At 73.7% G+C, this 16,464-nt stretch carries 10 protein-coding genes, 1 tRNA gene and 5 pseudogenes; 7 read left to right on the forward strand and 9 right to left on the reverse strand.

Going from position 1 to position 16,464, the window contains the following annotated elements:
• The first annotated feature begins 138 nt into the window (after positions 1–138).
• From ACFY7E_RS27505 to ACFY7E_RS27515, 3 genes are all read left to right on the forward strand, one after another.
• Positions 139–633 (forward strand): SigE family RNA polymerase sigma factor, encoded by a 495-nt coding sequence (locus tag ACFY7E_RS27505; RefSeq protein ID WP_383433713.1) that lies wholly within the window; start codon positions 139–141, stop codon positions 631–633.
• Complete coding sequence (locus ACFY7E_RS27510; RefSeq protein WP_389489389.1) at positions 630–1,070, forward strand: hypothetical protein; 441 nt, start codon at positions 630–632, stop codon at positions 1,068–1,070. The genes ACFY7E_RS27505 and ACFY7E_RS27510 overlap by 4 nt, the downstream gene beginning before the upstream one ends.
• Positions 1,071–1,269: 199 nt before the next feature.
• On the forward strand, positions 1,270–2,493 hold the full coding sequence (locus tag ACFY7E_RS27515; protein WP_389489392.1) for a mannosyltransferase family protein: 1,224 nt from the start codon (positions 1,270–1,272) through the stop codon (positions 2,491–2,493).
• A 14-nt stretch (positions 2,494–2,507) separates the two neighbouring features.
• Here ACFY7E_RS27515 and ACFY7E_RS27520 read toward each other — a convergent pair.
• Positions 2,508–3,050 (reverse strand): annotated as a pseudogene (locus tag ACFY7E_RS27520) (DNA repair ATPase); the annotation flags it as partial.
• A gap of 173 nt (positions 3,051–3,223) precedes the next feature.
• Positions 3,224–3,613 (reverse strand): annotated as a pseudogene (locus ACFY7E_RS27525) (potassium transporter TrkA); the annotation flags it as partial.
• Between the two features lie 336 nt (positions 3,614–3,949).
• Between ACFY7E_RS27525 and ACFY7E_RS27530 the strand changes: the two are divergent.
• The gene (locus tag ACFY7E_RS27530; protein ID WP_389489394.1) at positions 3,950–4,900 is read left to right on the forward strand and encodes an aldo/keto reductase family oxidoreductase; all 951 of its coding nucleotides are present in this window, start codon (positions 3,950–3,952) and stop codon (positions 4,898–4,900) included.
• Positions 4,901–4,984: 84 nt separating this feature from the next.
• Here ACFY7E_RS27530 and ACFY7E_RS27535 read toward each other — a convergent pair.
• The 3 genes and pseudogenes from ACFY7E_RS27535 to ACFY7E_RS27545 form a co-directional block, all read right to left on the reverse strand.
• Positions 4,985–5,293, reverse strand: a pseudogene (locus tag ACFY7E_RS27535) (substrate-binding domain-containing protein); the annotation flags it as partial.
• Positions 5,294–5,363: 70 nt separating this feature from the next.
• Positions 5,364–6,512 carry a lytic polysaccharide monooxygenase gene (locus tag ACFY7E_RS27540; RefSeq protein ID WP_389489396.1) on the reverse strand — a complete coding sequence of 383 codons (1,149 nt, stop codon included), beginning with the start codon at positions 6,510–6,512 and terminating at the stop codon, positions 5,364–5,366.
• Positions 6,513–7,039: 527 nt separating this feature from the next.
• Positions 7,040–7,462 carry a LacI family DNA-binding transcriptional regulator gene (locus ACFY7E_RS27545; protein WP_389489398.1) on the reverse strand — a complete coding sequence of 141 codons (423 nt, stop codon included), beginning with the start codon at positions 7,460–7,462 and terminating at the stop codon, positions 7,040–7,042.
• Between the two features lie 38 nt (positions 7,463–7,500).
• Between ACFY7E_RS27545 and ACFY7E_RS27550 the strand changes: the two are divergent.
• Positions 7,501–9,738, forward strand: a pseudogene (locus ACFY7E_RS27550) (glycoside hydrolase family 9 protein); the annotation flags it as partial.
• A 62-nt stretch (positions 9,739–9,800) separates the two neighbouring features.
• Complete coding sequence (locus ACFY7E_RS27555) at positions 9,801–11,192, forward strand: cellulase family glycosylhydrolase (RefSeq protein ID WP_389489400.1); 1,392 nt, start codon at positions 9,801–9,803, stop codon at positions 11,190–11,192.
• Positions 11,193–11,624: 432 nt separating this feature from the next.
• Here ACFY7E_RS27555 and ACFY7E_RS27560 read toward each other — a convergent pair.
• Together ACFY7E_RS27560 and ACFY7E_RS27565 are read right to left on the reverse strand one after the other, a co-directional pair.
• Positions 11,625–11,698 (reverse strand) — tRNA-Pro (locus ACFY7E_RS27560).
• A 53-nt stretch (positions 11,699–11,751) separates the two neighbouring features.
• Positions 11,752–14,535, reverse strand: a complete 2,784-nt coding sequence (locus ACFY7E_RS27565) for an AAA family ATPase (RefSeq protein ID WP_389489489.1) — start codon at positions 14,533–14,535, stop codon at positions 11,752–11,754.
• Between the two features lie 200 nt (positions 14,536–14,735).
• On the opposite strand from ACFY7E_RS27565, the gene ACFY7E_RS27570 reads away from it, so the two are divergent.
• Positions 14,736–15,287, forward strand: coding sequence for a DUF309 domain-containing protein (locus ACFY7E_RS27570; protein WP_389489402.1), 552 nt, complete (start codon positions 14,736–14,738; stop codon positions 15,285–15,287).
• A gap of 21 nt (positions 15,288–15,308) precedes the next feature.
• On the opposite strand, the pseudogene ACFY7E_RS27575 reads toward ACFY7E_RS27570, so the two are convergent.
• Both ACFY7E_RS27575 and ACFY7E_RS27580 read right to left on the reverse strand, forming a co-directional pair.
• A pseudogene (locus tag ACFY7E_RS27575) lies at positions 15,309–15,662 on the reverse strand (DUF488 domain-containing protein); the annotation flags it as partial.
• A 48-nt stretch (positions 15,663–15,710) separates the two neighbouring features.
• Positions 15,711–16,313 (reverse strand): TetR/AcrR family transcriptional regulator, encoded by a 603-nt coding sequence (locus tag ACFY7E_RS27580; protein WP_389489404.1) that lies wholly within the window; start codon positions 16,311–16,313, stop codon positions 15,711–15,713.
• Positions 16,314–16,464: the final 151 nt, after the last annotated feature.

Here is a 16,464-nt window from a genome sequence, read left to right on the forward strand (position 1 = left end):
GGGCGTCGTCTAAGGTCGGTGAACGACCGCGCCGCTCCGCGGTGTGACGGGGCTCACGTACCTTCTTCGGAAACCGTGTCGACCGTCGGGGCCGTGCCAGGCGTATGCCCGGTGAAGCGAGAGACCCGGGAGTTGCCGTTGACCGTCGAAGAGTTCGAAGCGTTCTACGTCCAGTCGGTCGGGCGGCTCACCGGGCAGCTCTACGTCATGCTCGGCGATCTGCAGGAGGCTGAAGACGTTGTCCAGGAGGCGTTCGTCAAGGGCTGGAACCGGCGGCGCCGGCTGGACGGCGACAGCGGACCGGAGGCGTGGATCCGCACGGTCGCCTGGCGTCTCGCCGTGAGCCGGTGGCGCTTCCGGAGGCGTACGGCCGACGCCTGGAGCCGGCGGGCGGCCCCGTCCCACACGGCCGGGCCGGGGCCGGAGCACGTGGTCCTCGTCGACGCCCTGCGGACCCTGCCGGCCCAGCAGCGGCGCACCGTCACCCTGCACTACCTGTGCGACCTCACCGTCGAGCAGATCGCGGGCGAGACCGGGCTGTCCCCCAGCACCGTCAAGACGCACCTCGGCCGGGGGCGCGCCGCCCTCGCCGACCGGCTCCAGGACACCGAGCAGGAGGCCGGATCCCGGTGAACGACCACACCGATCCCTCCCTGAGGGCCCTGTTCCGGGCCGCCGCCGACCACGGCAGCCGGGAGGCCACGACACTTCCGGTCACCCGGATCGCCGAACGCGGCAGGCGGGTCCACCGGCGCCGGGTGGCCCTCGCCACGGTCACCGCGAGCGTCGTCGCCGTCCTCGGCGTGGCCACGGCCGCCTCGCTCGCCCCCGGCCCCGCCGGGCCCGCCCTGCCCGCGACGAGCCCCTCCGTGCCCGAGCCGGGTCCCAGTTCCTCCGGCCTTCCCGGGCCCCTGCCCCGGGAGACGGAGAGCGCCACTCCGCCGGGTCCCGGCAGCGCGACGACGGAGGGACGACGGACCCATCCGCCGACGGCCCCCGGCCGGACGACGACGCCGGTGGTCCCGCCGGCGACGGCGACCACGGCGACGACGACACCGCCACAGGGCTGACCCCTTCCTCTTTTCCCGGACACGCACGACCGCCCGACCGGTCCCGCGTCCGTGCCTCCGGAGCGGCCCCGCACCGACCGGGCCGCCCCGCCCTCCCCCGTATCCCCCGTACCCCCGCGTCCGCCCGTACCGTCCCACGGGCGTGCCCGCGCGTACCCGCGTACCCACGTATCCGCGTCCTCACGGAGAGACCTCGCCCATGCCGATCTCGGCGCCCCCCTCCCCCCGGCGTGCCACCGTACGGACGGACCCCGTCGTGCGTCCGGCCCGCGCGGAAGTCCCGCCCGGGGCCGTACCGTTCCGGTTCCGGCCCGTCGACCGCGAGGTCCTGTGGCTGTACCTGCTGACGCGGGTGGCCGTGTGGACGACCGCGTACTGCACCCGCCTGCTGTTCCCGGCGTCCGGCGACGCCCGGGTGCCCGAGCCGGTCCTCGCGCCCTTCGAGCACTGGGACTGGGGGCACTTCCTGAACATAGCCAGGGACGGCTACTTCCCCGGGGGGCCGGGCGAGGGGGACAACCGGGAGGCGTTCTTCCCCGGCTTCCCCCTGGTCCTGCGCGCCGTGCACGTCCTCGTGCCGCACTGGACCGTCGCCGGGCTGCTCGTCTCCCTCGTCGCCGGGGCCGTCGCCGCCGTGGCCCTCGCCCGGATCGCCGAACTCCACCTGCCCGGCTCCCGCGCGGGCGGCCGCGCCGCCCTGTTCCTCCTGGTGTCGCCCTGCGCGGTCTTCCTGGCCGCCGGATACAGCGAGTCCCTCTTCCTCGCCCTCGCCCTGCCGGCCTGGCTCGCGGCCCGGCGGCAGCGGTGGCTCCTCGCCTCGGTCCTCGCCGCCGGCGCCACCACCGTCCGCGTCAGCGGCCTCTTCCTCGCCGCCGCGCTCGTCGTCCTCTTCCTGACGACGCGGCGGGACGGAGGGGCCGGCCGGAAGCGCGCCGCCGCCTGGCTCGTCCTGCCCGGTCTGCCCGCGCTCCTCCACTTCTGGTACCTGTACGGGCGGACCGGCGACCCCCTGGCGTGGAAGCACGCGCAGGAACGCGGCTGGTACCGCCACTTCCGCGCCCCCTGGGAGGCCTGGTCGCAGACCTGGCACGAGGCCTTCGACCACGTCCAGGCCACCGGCTACGCGGCCCAGTTCCAGGCGGATCTCGTCGCCATGGTGCTCGGCGTGCTGCTGCTCGCCGTCCTCGTCGTGCGGCGCCGCTGGCCGGAGGCCGTGTACATCGGGCTGACGCTGTGGGCCCTCGGCACCTCGTACTGGTACATGTCCGTCGCCCGCAGCACCCTCCTGTGGTGGCCGCTGTGGGTCGGCCTCGCCGTCTGGAGCGTGCGACGGCGGTGGGTCACGCTCGCGTACCTGTGTCTGGTCGCGCCGCTGAGCACCGTCCTGGCCGTCACGTTCATGACGGGACGCTGGGCGGGCTGACGGCGGGGGGGCCTTCACGGGTGGCGCGGGGTCCGCGGCGGGTTCCCCGGGTCCGCCGCCCGGTCGATCGCCGCCTCGACGGCGGCGACGCGGTCGGCGAGCAGCCCGAGGACCGCGACCGCGCGGGCGAGGGGCTCGTCCCCGGAGCCGGAGCCGGACCCGGACCCTGCGCCGAATCCGGACCCGCCGAGCGCCCGCGCGCGGACGTACGCGGCGCTCACCTCGGCCCGGCGGGCGGCCTGTTCCGGGGTGAGGGTGCCCCGGAGTCCGGCCAGGCGGAGGAGGTCGGCCTCCGCCCCGCCGGTGAGGGTCCGGGCCTCGGCGGTGTAGCGGTCGTCGATCACGGCGGCCAGCTCGGCGTCGTTCATGGCGGGCGAGATCCGGGCCGCGATCCTGTTCATGGTGCGGTACGAGCCCTGGAGCCGGAACGGCGGCGCGGTGCGGGACGCGTCGTCCCGGGCTGCGGAGGCGATGCACTCCTCGTTGACGGCGAGGACCGTCTCGCGGTCCGTGAGGAGCCGGCCGAGGACGGCGAGGATCCGCTCCAGCTCGGCCGGCACGACACCTCGGCGTCCGAGAGGACGGTCGTCGAGGTGTCGTGCCGGCCGCGGACGTTCTCGGGGACCGTGAGGTCGGTCGCCTGGTCGAGCAGGTCCGCCATGCGCCGGCCGAGGTTCCGGTTGTACATCCGCAGGACGAGCCGGATCCTCGGGTTGAGGCGGCGGGCGAGGAACGCGGCCCGCATGTTGGCCTCGTCGTCCTCGTAGAGGAGGGCGAGGGCCTCGGCCCGCGCCACGCCGGCCTCGGAGAGCGTCTGCTCGTCGGGGACGGCGGCGGTCGTCTCCCGTACTCCCGCGCCCTGCGCGACGTCCCCGGGCAGTCCGCCGGGCCGTCCGACCGCCGCGCTCATCCGCCCGAGCAGCGCCGAGGCCCGGGAGAGGCTCGTCGGCTGACCGGCCACCCCCTCGAAACCGGCCGGCGGCGGTACGACCAGGGTGACGGCCCGCCGGTACACGTCGGCGAGTTCGACGGCGATCCGGTGCGCGAGCGCGTCGTCCCCGCAGACGACCATGTGGCCGCCGTCGTGCGACCGCCCGTTCACCTGGGGCACTACGGTCATGGTCTCCCCCCCGGCTGTCCGAGCCCCCTGCCCGGCACCGACCCTGACGTCCGGTCACGGGACCCCACGGCGCTCCGGCGCGGGCCGGTCCATGCTGTCACGCGGCGGTACGGGGGTTCACTGCCGGATCCCGGAAACGTTCTCCGCCGGTGACTGCCGCCGGCCGCGCCCACGACACCGGCGAGGCACCCGGCCACGCGCCCGCACACGACCGCGTTCCGCGCGGTACGGCCCGGGTTACGATGCGACCGGCCGACCCACCGGCGGCCCACCACCGGTCGGGCGCGCCGGCCGGTCGAGGGCCGGGCCGCCCCGCGCCCCGCAGGAGGCCTCCTCGTGACCACACCCCCGACCACGGACCGGCTGGTCCTCGGCTGCATGGGGCTCGGCGGCCCCTGGGACGCCGAGTCGTACACGGCGGCCGACGTCGAGGCCGCGGAGCACGCCGTCGCGGCCGCGCTGGACAGCGGGATCACCACCTTCGACCACGCCGACATCTACGGACGGGGCAAGGCCGAGGCGGTCTTCGGCGAGGTCCTGTCCCGCGACCCCTCGCTCCGGGCGCGCATCGGCATCCAGTCGAAGTGCGGCATCGTGCTCGCCCGCGGCGAACGGCCGGGCCTGTACGACCTGCGGGGGGCGTCGATCGTGCGGAGGGTCGAGGAGACCCTGTCCCGGTTGCGCACCGACGTGCTCGACACGCTCCTGCTGCACCGCCCCGACCCGCTGGCGGACCCCGAGGACGTGGCGGAGGCCCTGCACTCCCTCCACGCGCAGGGCCTCGTCCGCCGGTTCGGCGTCTCCAACATGAACGCCCCGCAGATCGCCCGCCTCCAGGCGCACCTCTCGCTGCCGCTGGCGGTCGACCAGCTGGAGATGAGCCTGGCGAGGCGCGACTGGCTGGAGGACGGGGTCCTCGTGAACACCCCGGCCTCGGCCGCCAACGGCTTCCCCGCGGGCACCGTCGAACACTGCCTGGCCCACGGCGTCGCCCTTCAGGCGTGGGCACCGCTCGCCCAGGGACGCTTCACCGGCCGCCAGGAGACCGCGGAGGAACACGCCACCGCCGCCCTGGTGACCCGCCTGGCCGAGGCCAGGGACACGACCCCGGAGACGATCGTCCTGTGGTGGCTCCAGCGCCACCCGGCCCGCATCGTCCCCGTCATCGGCACCACCAGCCCCACCCGCATCAGGGCCTGCCGCGACGCCGCCACCACCGAACCCCGCCTCACCCACGAGGAGTGGTACGAACTCTGGATCACGGCGCGGGGTCTGCCGCTGCCGTGACGGGCGGGGATCTCCCGGGGCGCGTGTCGGAGGCGCTCCGGGAGGCACTCGGATCTTCCGCGCGGCTCGCGGGTCGGAGGCCGAGCGCAGTGCGGGTGCCGGTGTTCCCTCCGGCACGGCAGCGACGATCCGGGAGACCCGGAGCGGGCGTATCGTGCCGCCGAGTACGTACCCCTCCGCGGCCGGTGCGGCCGGCGCGCCTTCGGCCGGCACCAGCACGTCGGACTCGGCTCCCTCGCGCATCCGCCGCGCGATCTCGACCCCGCCGGCGGAGTCGAAGCGCACGGGAAACCCGTGGGCGAGCCGGATGTGTGCGGTGAGCTCGGCGAGTACGGGCCGAGTGGCCATCGAGGACAGGCCGGACGTCGTGTCGACCGGCACGAACCCCGGCATGCCCGGCCACCGCGCGGAGCAGCGCCGCCTCCCGCGCGGGGTGGGAAGCGGCGCTCTCACGCGGCGGCGGCTACGGGGTGACGCAGCCGATGGAGCCGACCGGGAAGTCGTTGCCGGTCGAGGTCGCCGTGAAGCCGAAGGTGACACCGCCGTCCGGCGGGACGATCCGGTTGTAGTCGAGGTTCGCGACGGTGAGCGTGCCGTCGGATCCGGTGGTCAGAGCCCCGTTCCAGACACTGGTGACCTTCGTGCCGGCGCCGGGCTTCCACCGCACGGCCCAGCCGTCGCGTGCCGTCGTGGTGTGGTTCATCACCTCGACGGAGCCCTGGAAGCCACCGTTCCAGGCGTTGGTCACGTTGTAGACGGCCATGCACCCGGTGTGCGGATCGGTCGGGGTGGGAGTCGGGGTCGGGGTGGGAGTCGGGGTCGGGGTGGGAGTCGGGGTCGGGGTGGGAGTCGGGGTCGGGGTGGGAGTGGGAGTCGGGGTCGGGGTGCCACCCGAGCCGCGGATGCCGGTGACTTCGCCGTTGCCGCCGTCGAAGACGATGTCGGAGCAGGAGAAGAAGTTCTCCTGGCTGTCCGAGCGCACCCACTGGATGAACATCACCGCGTCGCCCGAGCGGCCGGACGGCAGGTTCAGGTTCCAGTAGTAGTGCCCGCCGTCCGTGCCGGGAGAGCCCGTCTGCGGCGGATTGGTGACGGTCTGGATCAGCTCCAGGTCGTCCCAGCCCAGTTCCGTCGTCGGCGAGTGTCCCGGCTTGGAGAGGTAGACCCGGAAGGAGCCCGGGTGCGCGGCCCAGTTGCTGTGCTTGACCTGGATCGTCCTCCCGGATGACAGGTGCGTCCGGGGCCAGTCCGCGCGGGCGGCGTTGTACCCGGTGAAGTCGTACGGCGACCGGTCACCGGCGCTGCACAGCTTTCCATCCGGTACGTAACCGGGTCCGCGTCCGCCCGCATTGGAGTCGAGTACGGCGAACCAGTTGTAGAGCGACGAGGCACCGCTCTCGTCGAGCGCGGCCCGGCAGGCCGGGTTGGTCGGATCCATCGCGCCGGTGCTGGTCTTGGCGTCGAGGTAACAGAGGTAGGTGCGCGATCCGGGCATCATCGTGACGCCATGGGCCTGGGCGCTGCCTTGCCCCAGCAGGACCAGACCGATTCCGCCGAGCAGGGTCGTGAAGACCGCCGCCAGCGAGAGCAGTCGTTTCTTGCGTCGAACCATGGATGTCTCCTGTACCTGTGCGGGGGTGGTTCGGGCTCTTGCTTTCCTCCTTGCGGCTCGTTTTCCGGTCGTGGGCACCCCGGGCGTGGGTCGGGGGATCCCGGGCGCGGACTCGAGGATCCCGGGCGCCGGTTCGGGGGTCCCGGGCCTGGGCTTGGGTTTGGGAGCGCTCCCATTCGCGACTTCGGAGGGGACTGTAAGAGAGTCACGGACCGCTGACAACCCATCGGCGTCGAACGCGTCGAAGGTCCCGGACGCCCGGTCGGCCGAGCCCGCGAGCCGCGCGCGGACCCTCAGGCCGATCCGCGCGCCATCAGCCGGGTTCGGAGGGGCGCATGACATCAGGCCGCCTCCGGCTCCTCCCCTCCTCGAGGAGCAGCCGTACCACGGTCCGGCGATCTCCTCCATCGACTGACGGACGGTGGTCGGCGGGGGTCCGTCCGCCCGGCCGGTTCCGAAGCCGGCCAGCGCCTCCCGACAGCCCCGCGGCCTGCACCGGGCGACGTGCATGTCGGGCGGTCCGGTGATCACGGCGATGGCCTTCCGCCCGCCGCCGGCCGGTGAGCGCGCCGCGAGGCCGACACATGGACCCGTTCACCGATGGCACGCCGCACGGCGCGACGGGTGGACTTCCTGACACCCGACGCTTTGCCGATCACCCGGGAGACCGTGCCCCGCCCCGCTCCCGCGCGGACGGCGACCTCCTCCGGCGTCGGTGTGCCCGAACCGCGTCCCAACACGGTGACAGCCCCGAGGGCCCCGATCTCACGACCCGTCGCGCGCTCGACCGATGCGTCTCCGCGGTCGCCCCGCCCGCCTTCGAGGACCCGAAGTGCGTGCCGGGGGCGAGGAGTCGTTGGCGCGTTCTCGTGCAACGGGTCCTGTCCGGGGCGTTGACGGCCCAGTACGCCAGCCACAAGTATGACCCCGCCCGATGGGAGCGCTCCCATTCACGGGTCTCCCCCTGTCTCCTGTGAGGAGCCGAGACGTGAACAAACGCAGAACCGCCCTGCTGTCCCTGACAGCCCTGCTCGCGGCGGGGCTCACCGCGGTCCCGGCCGGTCCCGCGGGAGCGGACGAGGTCGAGCGGGTCAGGAACGGCGCCTTCGACACCGGCACCGACTCGTGGTGGACGAGCAACGTCACCGTCGGACCGGCCGACGGCAGACTCTGCGCCGACGTGCCGGGGGGGACGGCGAACCGCTGGGACGCCGCCGTCGGCCAGAACGACCTCACGCTCGTCAAGGGAGAGTCGTACCGGTTCCGCTTCAGCGCGACCGGCTCCCCCGAGGCCAACTCCGTCCGCGCCGTCGTGGGGCTCCAAGTGGCGCCGTACGACGCGTACCACGAGGTCACCCCGCAGCTGAGCGTCTCCGGCAACACGTACACCTACACGTTCACCTCACCGGTCGACACACCGCAGGGCCAGGTCGCCTTCCAGCTCGGCGGTGGTGCCTCACCCTGGCGCTTCTGCCTCGACGACGTGTCGCTGCTCGGCGGGGTACCACCGGAGGAGTACAAGCCCGACACCGGTCCCCGGGTCCGGGTCAACCAGGTCGCCTACCTGCCGGCCGGCCCCAAGAACGCCACGCTCGTCACCGGGGCGACCGAGCCGCTGCCCTGGGAGCTGAAGAACGCGTCCGGCACTGTCGTCGCGAGCGGCCGCACCGTGCCGCGCGGGGTGGACCCCTCCTCCGGACAGAACGTCCATACGATCGACTTCGGCGGCCACCGCGGGGCCGGGTCGGACCTCACCCTGGTCGCCGACGGCGAGACCAGCCGGCCCTTCGACATCGGCACCGCCGCGTACGAGAAGCTCCGCCTGGACGCCGCGAAGTTCTACTACACCCAGCGCAGCGGGACCGGGATCCGCGACGACCTGCGGCCCGGATACGGCCGCGAGGCCGGGCACATCGACGTCGCCCCGAACCAGGGAGACGGCAACGTGCCGTGCCAGCCGGGCGTGTGCGACTACGCGCTCGACGCCACCGGCGGCTGGTACGACGCCGGCGACCACGGCAAGTACGTCGTCAACGGCGGCATCTCCGTCTGGCAGCTCCTCAGCACCTACGAGCGCGCCCGCATCGCCCGCACCGGACACGCCGAGAAGCTGGGCGACGGGACCCTGGACATTCCGGAGAGCGGCAACAAGGTCCCCGACATCCTCGACGAGGCTCGCTGGGAGCTGGAGTTCCTGCTGAAGATGCAGGTGCCGGACGGCGAGCCGCTCGCCGGCATGGTCCACCACAAGATCCACGACGAGCAGTGGACCGGCCTGCCCCTGCTGCCCTCCGACGACCCGCAGAAGCGCGAACTGCACCCGCCGACCACCGCGGCCACCCTGAACCTCGCGGCGACCGCCGCCCAGGCGGCCCGCCTCTACAGGGCGTACGACCCCCGGTTCGCCGCCACCGCGCTCGCCGCAGCCCGCAAGGCGTGGGCCGCGGCTCTCGCCCACCCCGACGTGCTGGCCTCCGAGAGCGACGGCATCGGCGGCGGCACGTACGCCGACCGCGACGTCAGCGACGAGTTCTACTGGGCGGCCACCGAGCTGTATCTGACCACGGGCGGCCGGGAGTTCCGGGACCACATCCTGAATTCCCCGGTCCACACCGCCGACGTCTTCGGGCCGATCAGCTTCGACTGGGCGCGTACGGCCGTCCCCGCCCGCCTCGACCTGGCCACCGTCCCGAACCGGCTGCCCGGCCGCGACGAGGTCCGCCGGTCCGTACGGGAAGGGGCCGACCGCTACCTGGCCACCCTGAAGGCCCACCCGTACGGCATGCCGTACGCCCCTGAGGGTCACAGGTACGACTGGGGATCCACCCACCAGGTGCTCAACAACGCCGTCGTCCTGGCCACCGCCCACGACATCACGGGCGGCGCGAAGTACCGCGACGGAGCCGTCCAGAGCATGGACTACATCCTGGGGCGCAACGCCCTGAACGTCTCGTACGTCACGGACTACGGCGAGGTCAGCGTGCAGAACCAGCACAGTCGCTGGTATGCCCGGCAGCTCGATCCGAAGCTGCCCAAGCCGCCCGCCGGCTCGCTCTCCGGCGGTCCGAACTCGAGCATTCAGGACCCGCTCGCCCAGGGCAAACTGCGGGGCTGCACCGGGCAGTTCTGCTTCATCGACGACATCCAGTCCTGGTCGACCAACGAGCTCACCATCAACTGGAACTCCGCCCTGACCTGGATGGCCTCCTTCGTGGCCGACCAGGGCACACCGGCGGACCACGGGAGTGCTCGAGACGGCTCCTTCCGACCCGTACGAGGAGGAACACGGTGAAACGCCTCTTGGCCTGGATCGCGGCCGGCGCGACGGCCCTCGGGCTCACGGCCCTGTCGAACCCCCCGGCGGCGGCCGCCGCCGGCTGCAAGGTCGACTACACCGTCACCAACCAGTGGCAGGGCGGCTTCCAGGGTGCAGTGAAGATCACCAACCTGGGTGAGCCGGTCAGCGGGTGGACCCTGAAGTTCACCATGCCCGACGCCGGGCAGAAGGTCGTCCAGGGCTGGAACGCCACCTGGGCGCAGTCCGGTTCGACGGTCACCGCCACCCCTGCCGACTGGAACCGCGCGCTGGGCACCGGCACGTCGACCGACCTGGGATTCGTGGGCTCCTTCACGGGCGCCAACCCGAAGCCGACGGCGTTCACCCTCGACGGCGTCGCCTGCACGGGCAGCGTCGAAGAGCCTCCGCCGGGCGGCGGGGAGCCGACGCCGGGCCCGGGCACCGGCACCCCCGTGGACGTCAACGGTCAGCTCCGCGTCTGCGGCGTGAAGCTGTGCAACCAGTACGACCGACCCATCCAGCTGCGGGGCATGAGCACGCACGGCATCCAGTGGTTCAGCAAGTGCTACAACACCGCGTCCGTCGACGCGCTCGCGAAGGACTGGAAGTCGGACCTGCTGCGCATCGCCATGTACGTCCAGGAGAGCGGCTACGAGACCGACCCGGCCGGCTTCACCAACCGCGTGAACGGCCTCGTCGACACGGCCGAGGCGCGGGGCATGTACGCGATGATCGACTTCCACACCCTGACGCCGGGCGACCCGAACTACAACCTCGACCGCGCGAAGACGTTCTTCGCGTCCGTCGCGGCCCGCAACGCCGCCAAGAAGAACGTGATCTACGAGATCGCCAACGAGCCGAACGGCGTGAGCTGGGCGGCCATCAAGAACTACGCCGAGCAGGTCATCCCGGTGATCCGGGCCGCCGACCCGGACGCCGTCATCATCGTCGGCACCCGCGGCTGGTCCTCGCTGGGCGTGTCGGACGGCTCCAACGAGAGCGAGATCGTCAACAATCCCGTCAACGCCACCAACATCATGTACGCGTTCCACTTCTACGCCGCGAGCCACAAGGACGACTACCGCGCCACGGTGAGCCGAGCGTCCTCCCGACTTCCGCTCTTCGTCACGGAGTTCGGGACGGTGAGCGCCACGGGTGGCGGAACGCTGGACCGGGCGAGCACCACAGCCTGGCTGGACCTGCTCGACCAGCTGAAGATCGGCTACGCGAACTGGACCTACTCCGACGCGCCCGAGTCCAGCGCGGCACTGCGCGCCGGCACCTGCAACGGCACCGACTACAGCAGCAGCGGCGTGCTGACGGAGTCGGGCGCACTGATCAAGAGCCGGATCAGCACCACCGACGACTTCCCCACCGGCTGACCCTCGGGGGCGGGGCTCCGGTCGACCCGGAGCCCCGCCCCCGACAGCGCGAAGGCGCTCCGGGGACAGCCGGCCGAGTGGAAAGCCGACAGAGGTCTCCGGAGTCCTGCGCGCCGCAGTCGACGGCGTCGTGAGCGACGCCACGGCCCGCCACTCACTGCGGTTCGACCACACCCTCCAGGTCGAGGGCGACCAACTGAGCACCGATCTGCGCGGCGGTCCGGCCGACTACGTTCCCGGCCGCCGGGGCCGGCCTGCGGCGCCGACGCGATCCGGCTCGCACAAGCCGGTTGTCTCGCGGAGCGACTGCCCGGCCACCGTGATCATGGTCCACCCGGTCAAGGCGGGTTGGTCCCGGAGTGGTCCCCGGAGACGATCGAGGGGCCGTTTCAGATCGCTCTGAAACGGCCCCTGATCCGCGACTGTCTCCAGTCGGGACGACAGGATTTGAACCTGCGACCCCTTGACCCCCAGTCAAGTGCGCTACCAAGCTGCGCCACGTCCCGATGCGCGTCGTCGGCGGGGTGTCCCCGCGTCGGCGTGCAGGGGAAACATTACCTCACTCCGGAGGGTGGGACGACGCACGGGCTGTCACCGCGTCGGAGGGGAGGAGGGAGGCGCCGCAGGTGGTGGCCAGGGCGGTCGCCTCGGCGAGGGTGGCCTGGGAGCCGGTGGCGCGGGCCAGGTCGAGGCGGGCTCGGGCCTCCTCGTAGCGGGAGGGGGACGCGGTCAGGTGGGCGACGGCCTCGGTGAGGAGGCGGCGGGACTCGGGCGGGTCGGCGACGAGGGCCGCGCAGCGGAGGGCTTCGCCGAGGGCCGTGGGAGTGCCGATGCGTTCGGCGTGGGCACGGGCCTCGGCGGCGAGCCCGGCGGCGCGGTCCGGGTCCGTGGGGGCGAGCGCCCGTGCGAGGTCCAGGGGCCAGGGCGCCCACACGATGTGGTGGCGGCCCCGGCCGACCAGGGCCTCGGACGCGGCTTCCAGGGTGGCCACCGCCTCCTCGACGCGCCCCTCCGCGAGCAGGAGCCGGCCGAGGACGCTGGGGCCGTCGGGCAGGACGATCGCGCCCGGCCACGGCGGCCCGAAGGAGTAGTGGTCGGCCACGCTCCGCGCCTCCGCCGTGCGTCCCCGGGCGACGAGCGTGTCGACGAGGAGGCAGGCGGTGTCCCAGTGCACCGGGAGGCCGTTGCCGACCCGGTCGGCCAGGCGCAGGCCCTCCTCCAGGTAGTGCTGCGCCCTCGGCAGGTTGCCCCGGCGCCGGTGGACCAGGCCCAGGAGCGTGTGGGCGAAGGCGAGGTGGGCGCCGCTCCAGCCCGAGATCTCGAAGGCGCGGACCGCCTCCGTGAAGAGGATCCCGGCCTGGTCGGGGCGGTCGGAGAACGCGTACGCGATGCCCGTGAGGGCCGGGATCTCGAAGCCCCAGGTGGGGTCGGTCCAGCCGAGCCCGTGGGCCGGTATGCCGTCGACGAGGGCGAGGTCGCAGAGGCGTACGACCTCGTCGGCGGGTTCGCCGCGCATCATGGCGTCGAATCCGCGCACCGTGAGGAGGGCCCTCTCGGAGTTGTCCGCGCCGGTGAAGTGCGCGGTGAGGTCGGCCAGGCGGCGGGAGCGGCCGGGGCCGTCCTCCTCCACGGCCTGGAACCCCTCGTACATGAAGTTCGCGGCCTGCAGGCGGCGGCGGTCGGTGCCGGGCGGGGTGCGGACGGCCTCGGCGGCGAGGACCCGCGCGGCCTCCCGGAGCTGGTTGTTGTGGGCGAGGGCCTGCGCGAGCCGGTAGGTCGCGTCGATGCGCAGGTCGTCGTCCAGGCCCGGCAGGTCGAGCGCGGAGCTCAGGTGGCGGACGGTGGCGGCGGGCGCGGTCAGCAGGGAGGCGCAGCCCAGTTCGTACAGCACCCTGGCGTACGACTCCGGGGCCGGCGGTTCGGCCAGGGCGCGCTCCAGACAGCGCCGGGCCGCGTCCGGGGCGCCCACGGCGAGGTGCTCGACGGCGGCGGCCCGCAGTTGGCCGACGACGTCCTCGTCCTCGTCGGGGTGCACTTCGAGGAGGTGCCGGGAGACGGCGGCCGGTCCGTGGCCGGCCTCGGTGAGCGCCCAGGCCGCCCGGCCGTGCATGGCGGTCCGCGCGGCGGGTGACATCGAGCCGTACACGGCGGACGCGATGAGGGGGTGGGCGAACTCCAGGTGGTCGGACCGTCCCGCGGGCGTCGCGGTGAAGCCGGTCCCCGGACCGGTGCCGGCCCCGGTGCCGTCCGCCGTGCCCGGACCGGCGCCCTGTCCGGGCCGGGCGGGCGGTTCGGTCTGTGCCGCCCGGTCCGCACCCGTCGTCACGATCCTCGCCTGACGGAGGAGTTCGGTGTGCTCGGCGACCTCTCCCCCGCTCATGCCGGTGAGCAGCGCCAGCAGGTCCGGCGTGCTGTCCGCGCCGAGGACGGCGATCGTCCAGGCCAGGCGGGTCGGACCGGTGCCGAGCTCTTCGAGACGGGCGACGAGCCCGCCGCCGCGCGCTTCGGCGCCGAGGCCGCGCAGGAGGGAGGCGGAGGTCGCGACGGGTTCGAGCATCCGGTCGCGGGCCTTGGCGAGGAGTTCGACCGTCTCGTACGGGTTGCCGGAGGTCACCGACCACAGTTCGCGGCAGAACGGCTCGTCCGCGTGGCCGCCCAGCATGTCCCGGGCGAGGACGGCGGTGGCGCCGGGCGTGAGGGCGTGCAGGCCCAGGGTCACGACGGCGCGGTCGGCGAGCGCGGCGAGGACGGCCGGCACCCCGGTGCGCCGCGGTTCCTCCGGCAGGGGGCGGTGGGCGAGGACGACGAGGGCGGGCAGACGGCGGTCCCGCCGGATCCGGGTGAAGGCGTCGAGCCACGCCAGGGATTCGGCGTCGGCCCAGTGCGCGTCGTCCACGAGGAGGACCGGGGGCCGGTCCCGCAGCCGGTCCGCGAGCCGTCCCAGGAGCTTGGCCAGGCCGTCCCGTACGCCCTGCGGGTCGGCCGGCGCGGCCGACGGCGGGGGTGGCGGGGCGAGACCGAGCGCGGGGGCGAGCAGGTCGAAGTGGCCGCCGAAGAGGAGACGGACGTCCTCCTCGTCGAAGCGGTCGAGCGCGGGCTGGAGGAGCTGGCGGGTGACGTGGAACGGGACGGAGGTGAGGGTCTCGCCGCCTCGGGCCCTCAGGACGGTGCACCGGTCCCGGGCGGTGCGGTGGATCTCGTCGAGGAGGGTGGTCTTGCCGATCCCCGACTCTCCCCGGTAGACGAGGATGCCGCCGCGCACCGGACCGTCCGCCGCCGCTCCGGCGACGAGTTCGTCGACGGCATGGGCGGCCGCGGCGAGTTCCGGGGCGCGTTCGAGCAGTCCGCCGTGGGACCCGTCCGGGACCACGGGAACGAACGGCGTGACGGGCGACGGCTGTTCGGGATCCGACGACACCGGTGACTCACTCCCCTACCCGAGCTCCTTGCGCGCCGCGGCCGGTGAGACCCACGCGGACCGGCACGAAGCGCTTGTCGGACGAGCCTAGCGTTCCTGATCGTTCCGGGGGCGACAATGGAGGGGTGAACCGGACCACGAGTGACCGAGGCAGGGACCGCGACGAGGAGGGACGGGCCCGCAGCGCCCGTCCCCGCGACGGGCTCGGCCGGCCGCTGCCGTACGGGGCGGAGGGGGTGCCCCGGCAGCCCGAGGGGGTCGTACGGGATCCCGACGCGACCCTGCGCGAGGCGCAGCGGCTGCTCGACGCGGGGATGCCGTTCCACGCGCACGAGGTCTTCGAGGACGCCTGGAAGTCCGGTCCGGAGGCGGAGCGGGACCTGTGGCAGGGGCTCGCCCAGCTCGCCGTGGGCCTGACGCACGCCGCCCGGGGCAACACGGCGGGCGGGGCGCGTCTGCTGCGGCGCGGCGCCGACCGGCTGGCGGCCGAAGGCTCGGCGGCCGGGTCGCCGGGGGTCCGGACCTCGCCGGCCGGTCCGTACGGGGTCGATGTCGGCGGGCTCGTCTCCTGGGCGCGGGAGTTGGCCGACCGTACGGAAGGGGGCGGCGGGGCGGGGAGCTCCGTCGTGGTCGACGCCGCCGTCGAGGCGCCGCGGCTGCGCCGGGGCGCCTCCTGACGGCGTCCGTCGGGTCCGTTGCTCCCCCGTCCCCTCGATCTCCTCGCGCAGTACGGACGCGTGGTCGGCCGACGGGTCCTTGGTCGCCGTGAGGAGCGTGACCGTTCCGCGGTGCGCGAGGTCCTTCAGACGGGCGAGGGCCTCGGCGGCGGCCGGGGCGGTGAGTTCGGCCCGGTAGCGGCGGCGTAACTCCTCGTCCTCGCCCTCGGGGCCGTGGTACCAGTGGCGGAGTTCCGTGGAGGGGGTGAGCGCCTCGGGCCACTCGTCGACGTGCGCGTCCGCCTTGGCGAGGCCGCGCGGCCGGAGGCGGTCGACGAGGATCCGCACCCCGTCGTCGGGCGACGGGGTCTCGTAGACGCGGCGGACGCGGACGGCGGGGGGTGCGGGCGGTCATGGGCCCAGGGTGCCGGAGGGCACCCCGGCTCACCCGGCGACGCGCAGCGCCGGGAGGAGGACGGCGTCGACGAAGCTCCGCATGGTCGAGGTGTCCGTGAACCGCTCCTCGCAGATCCGCTCGATGCGGAGCATGCCGAGGAAGGAGGGGGCCACGAAGTCGACGGCGGGGTTGCCGGCCTCGACCTCGCCCCGCTCGACCGCGCGCGCCACGATCGCGTCGATGGCCGCGATCTCGGGGGCGATGACGGTCTCGCGGAACGCGGCGCGCAGGTCGGGGTGCTGGATGTACGCCTGGGCGACGGCCTCCATGAGGCCGGCGTCGCGCTCCTGGTGCGAGGCGGCGATGCGGGCGGCCTCGCGCAGGTCGCCGGCGAGGGTGCCGGTGTCGATGCCGGCGAAGACGACGCAGCGGCGTCGGGCGAGGGCGGCGGTGACGAGCTGCGGCTTCGTCCCCCACTGCCGGTAGAGCGTGGCCTTGCCGCACTTGGTGAGGGCCGCGACGCCCTCCATGGTCACCGAGTCGTAGCCGCCCTCGCGGAGGAGGCGGAGCACCGCGTCGTAGAGCTCGGTCTCGCGCTCCGGCGTGATCTTGCTGCGCCGGGCTGCGGCGGTCGCGGCCTGTGTGGACATCGGTCCCTCCCGGGCGGACACCTCGTGTCCCCGCTGTGTGTCTCCCGTACGGCCCTGGCGTCTCTCCCGTACGGGTCTGCCTCTGCACATACGAGAGTAGGGGGTGCACAATCGAGACGCAAACGTATCGAGACGCTTGCGTCTCGCTGAA

The sequence above is a fragment of the Streptomyces sp. NPDC012825 genome (genome assembly GCF_042900925.1).
Classification (GTDB): Bacteria; Actinomycetota; Actinomycetes; order Streptomycetales; family Streptomycetaceae; genus Streptomyces.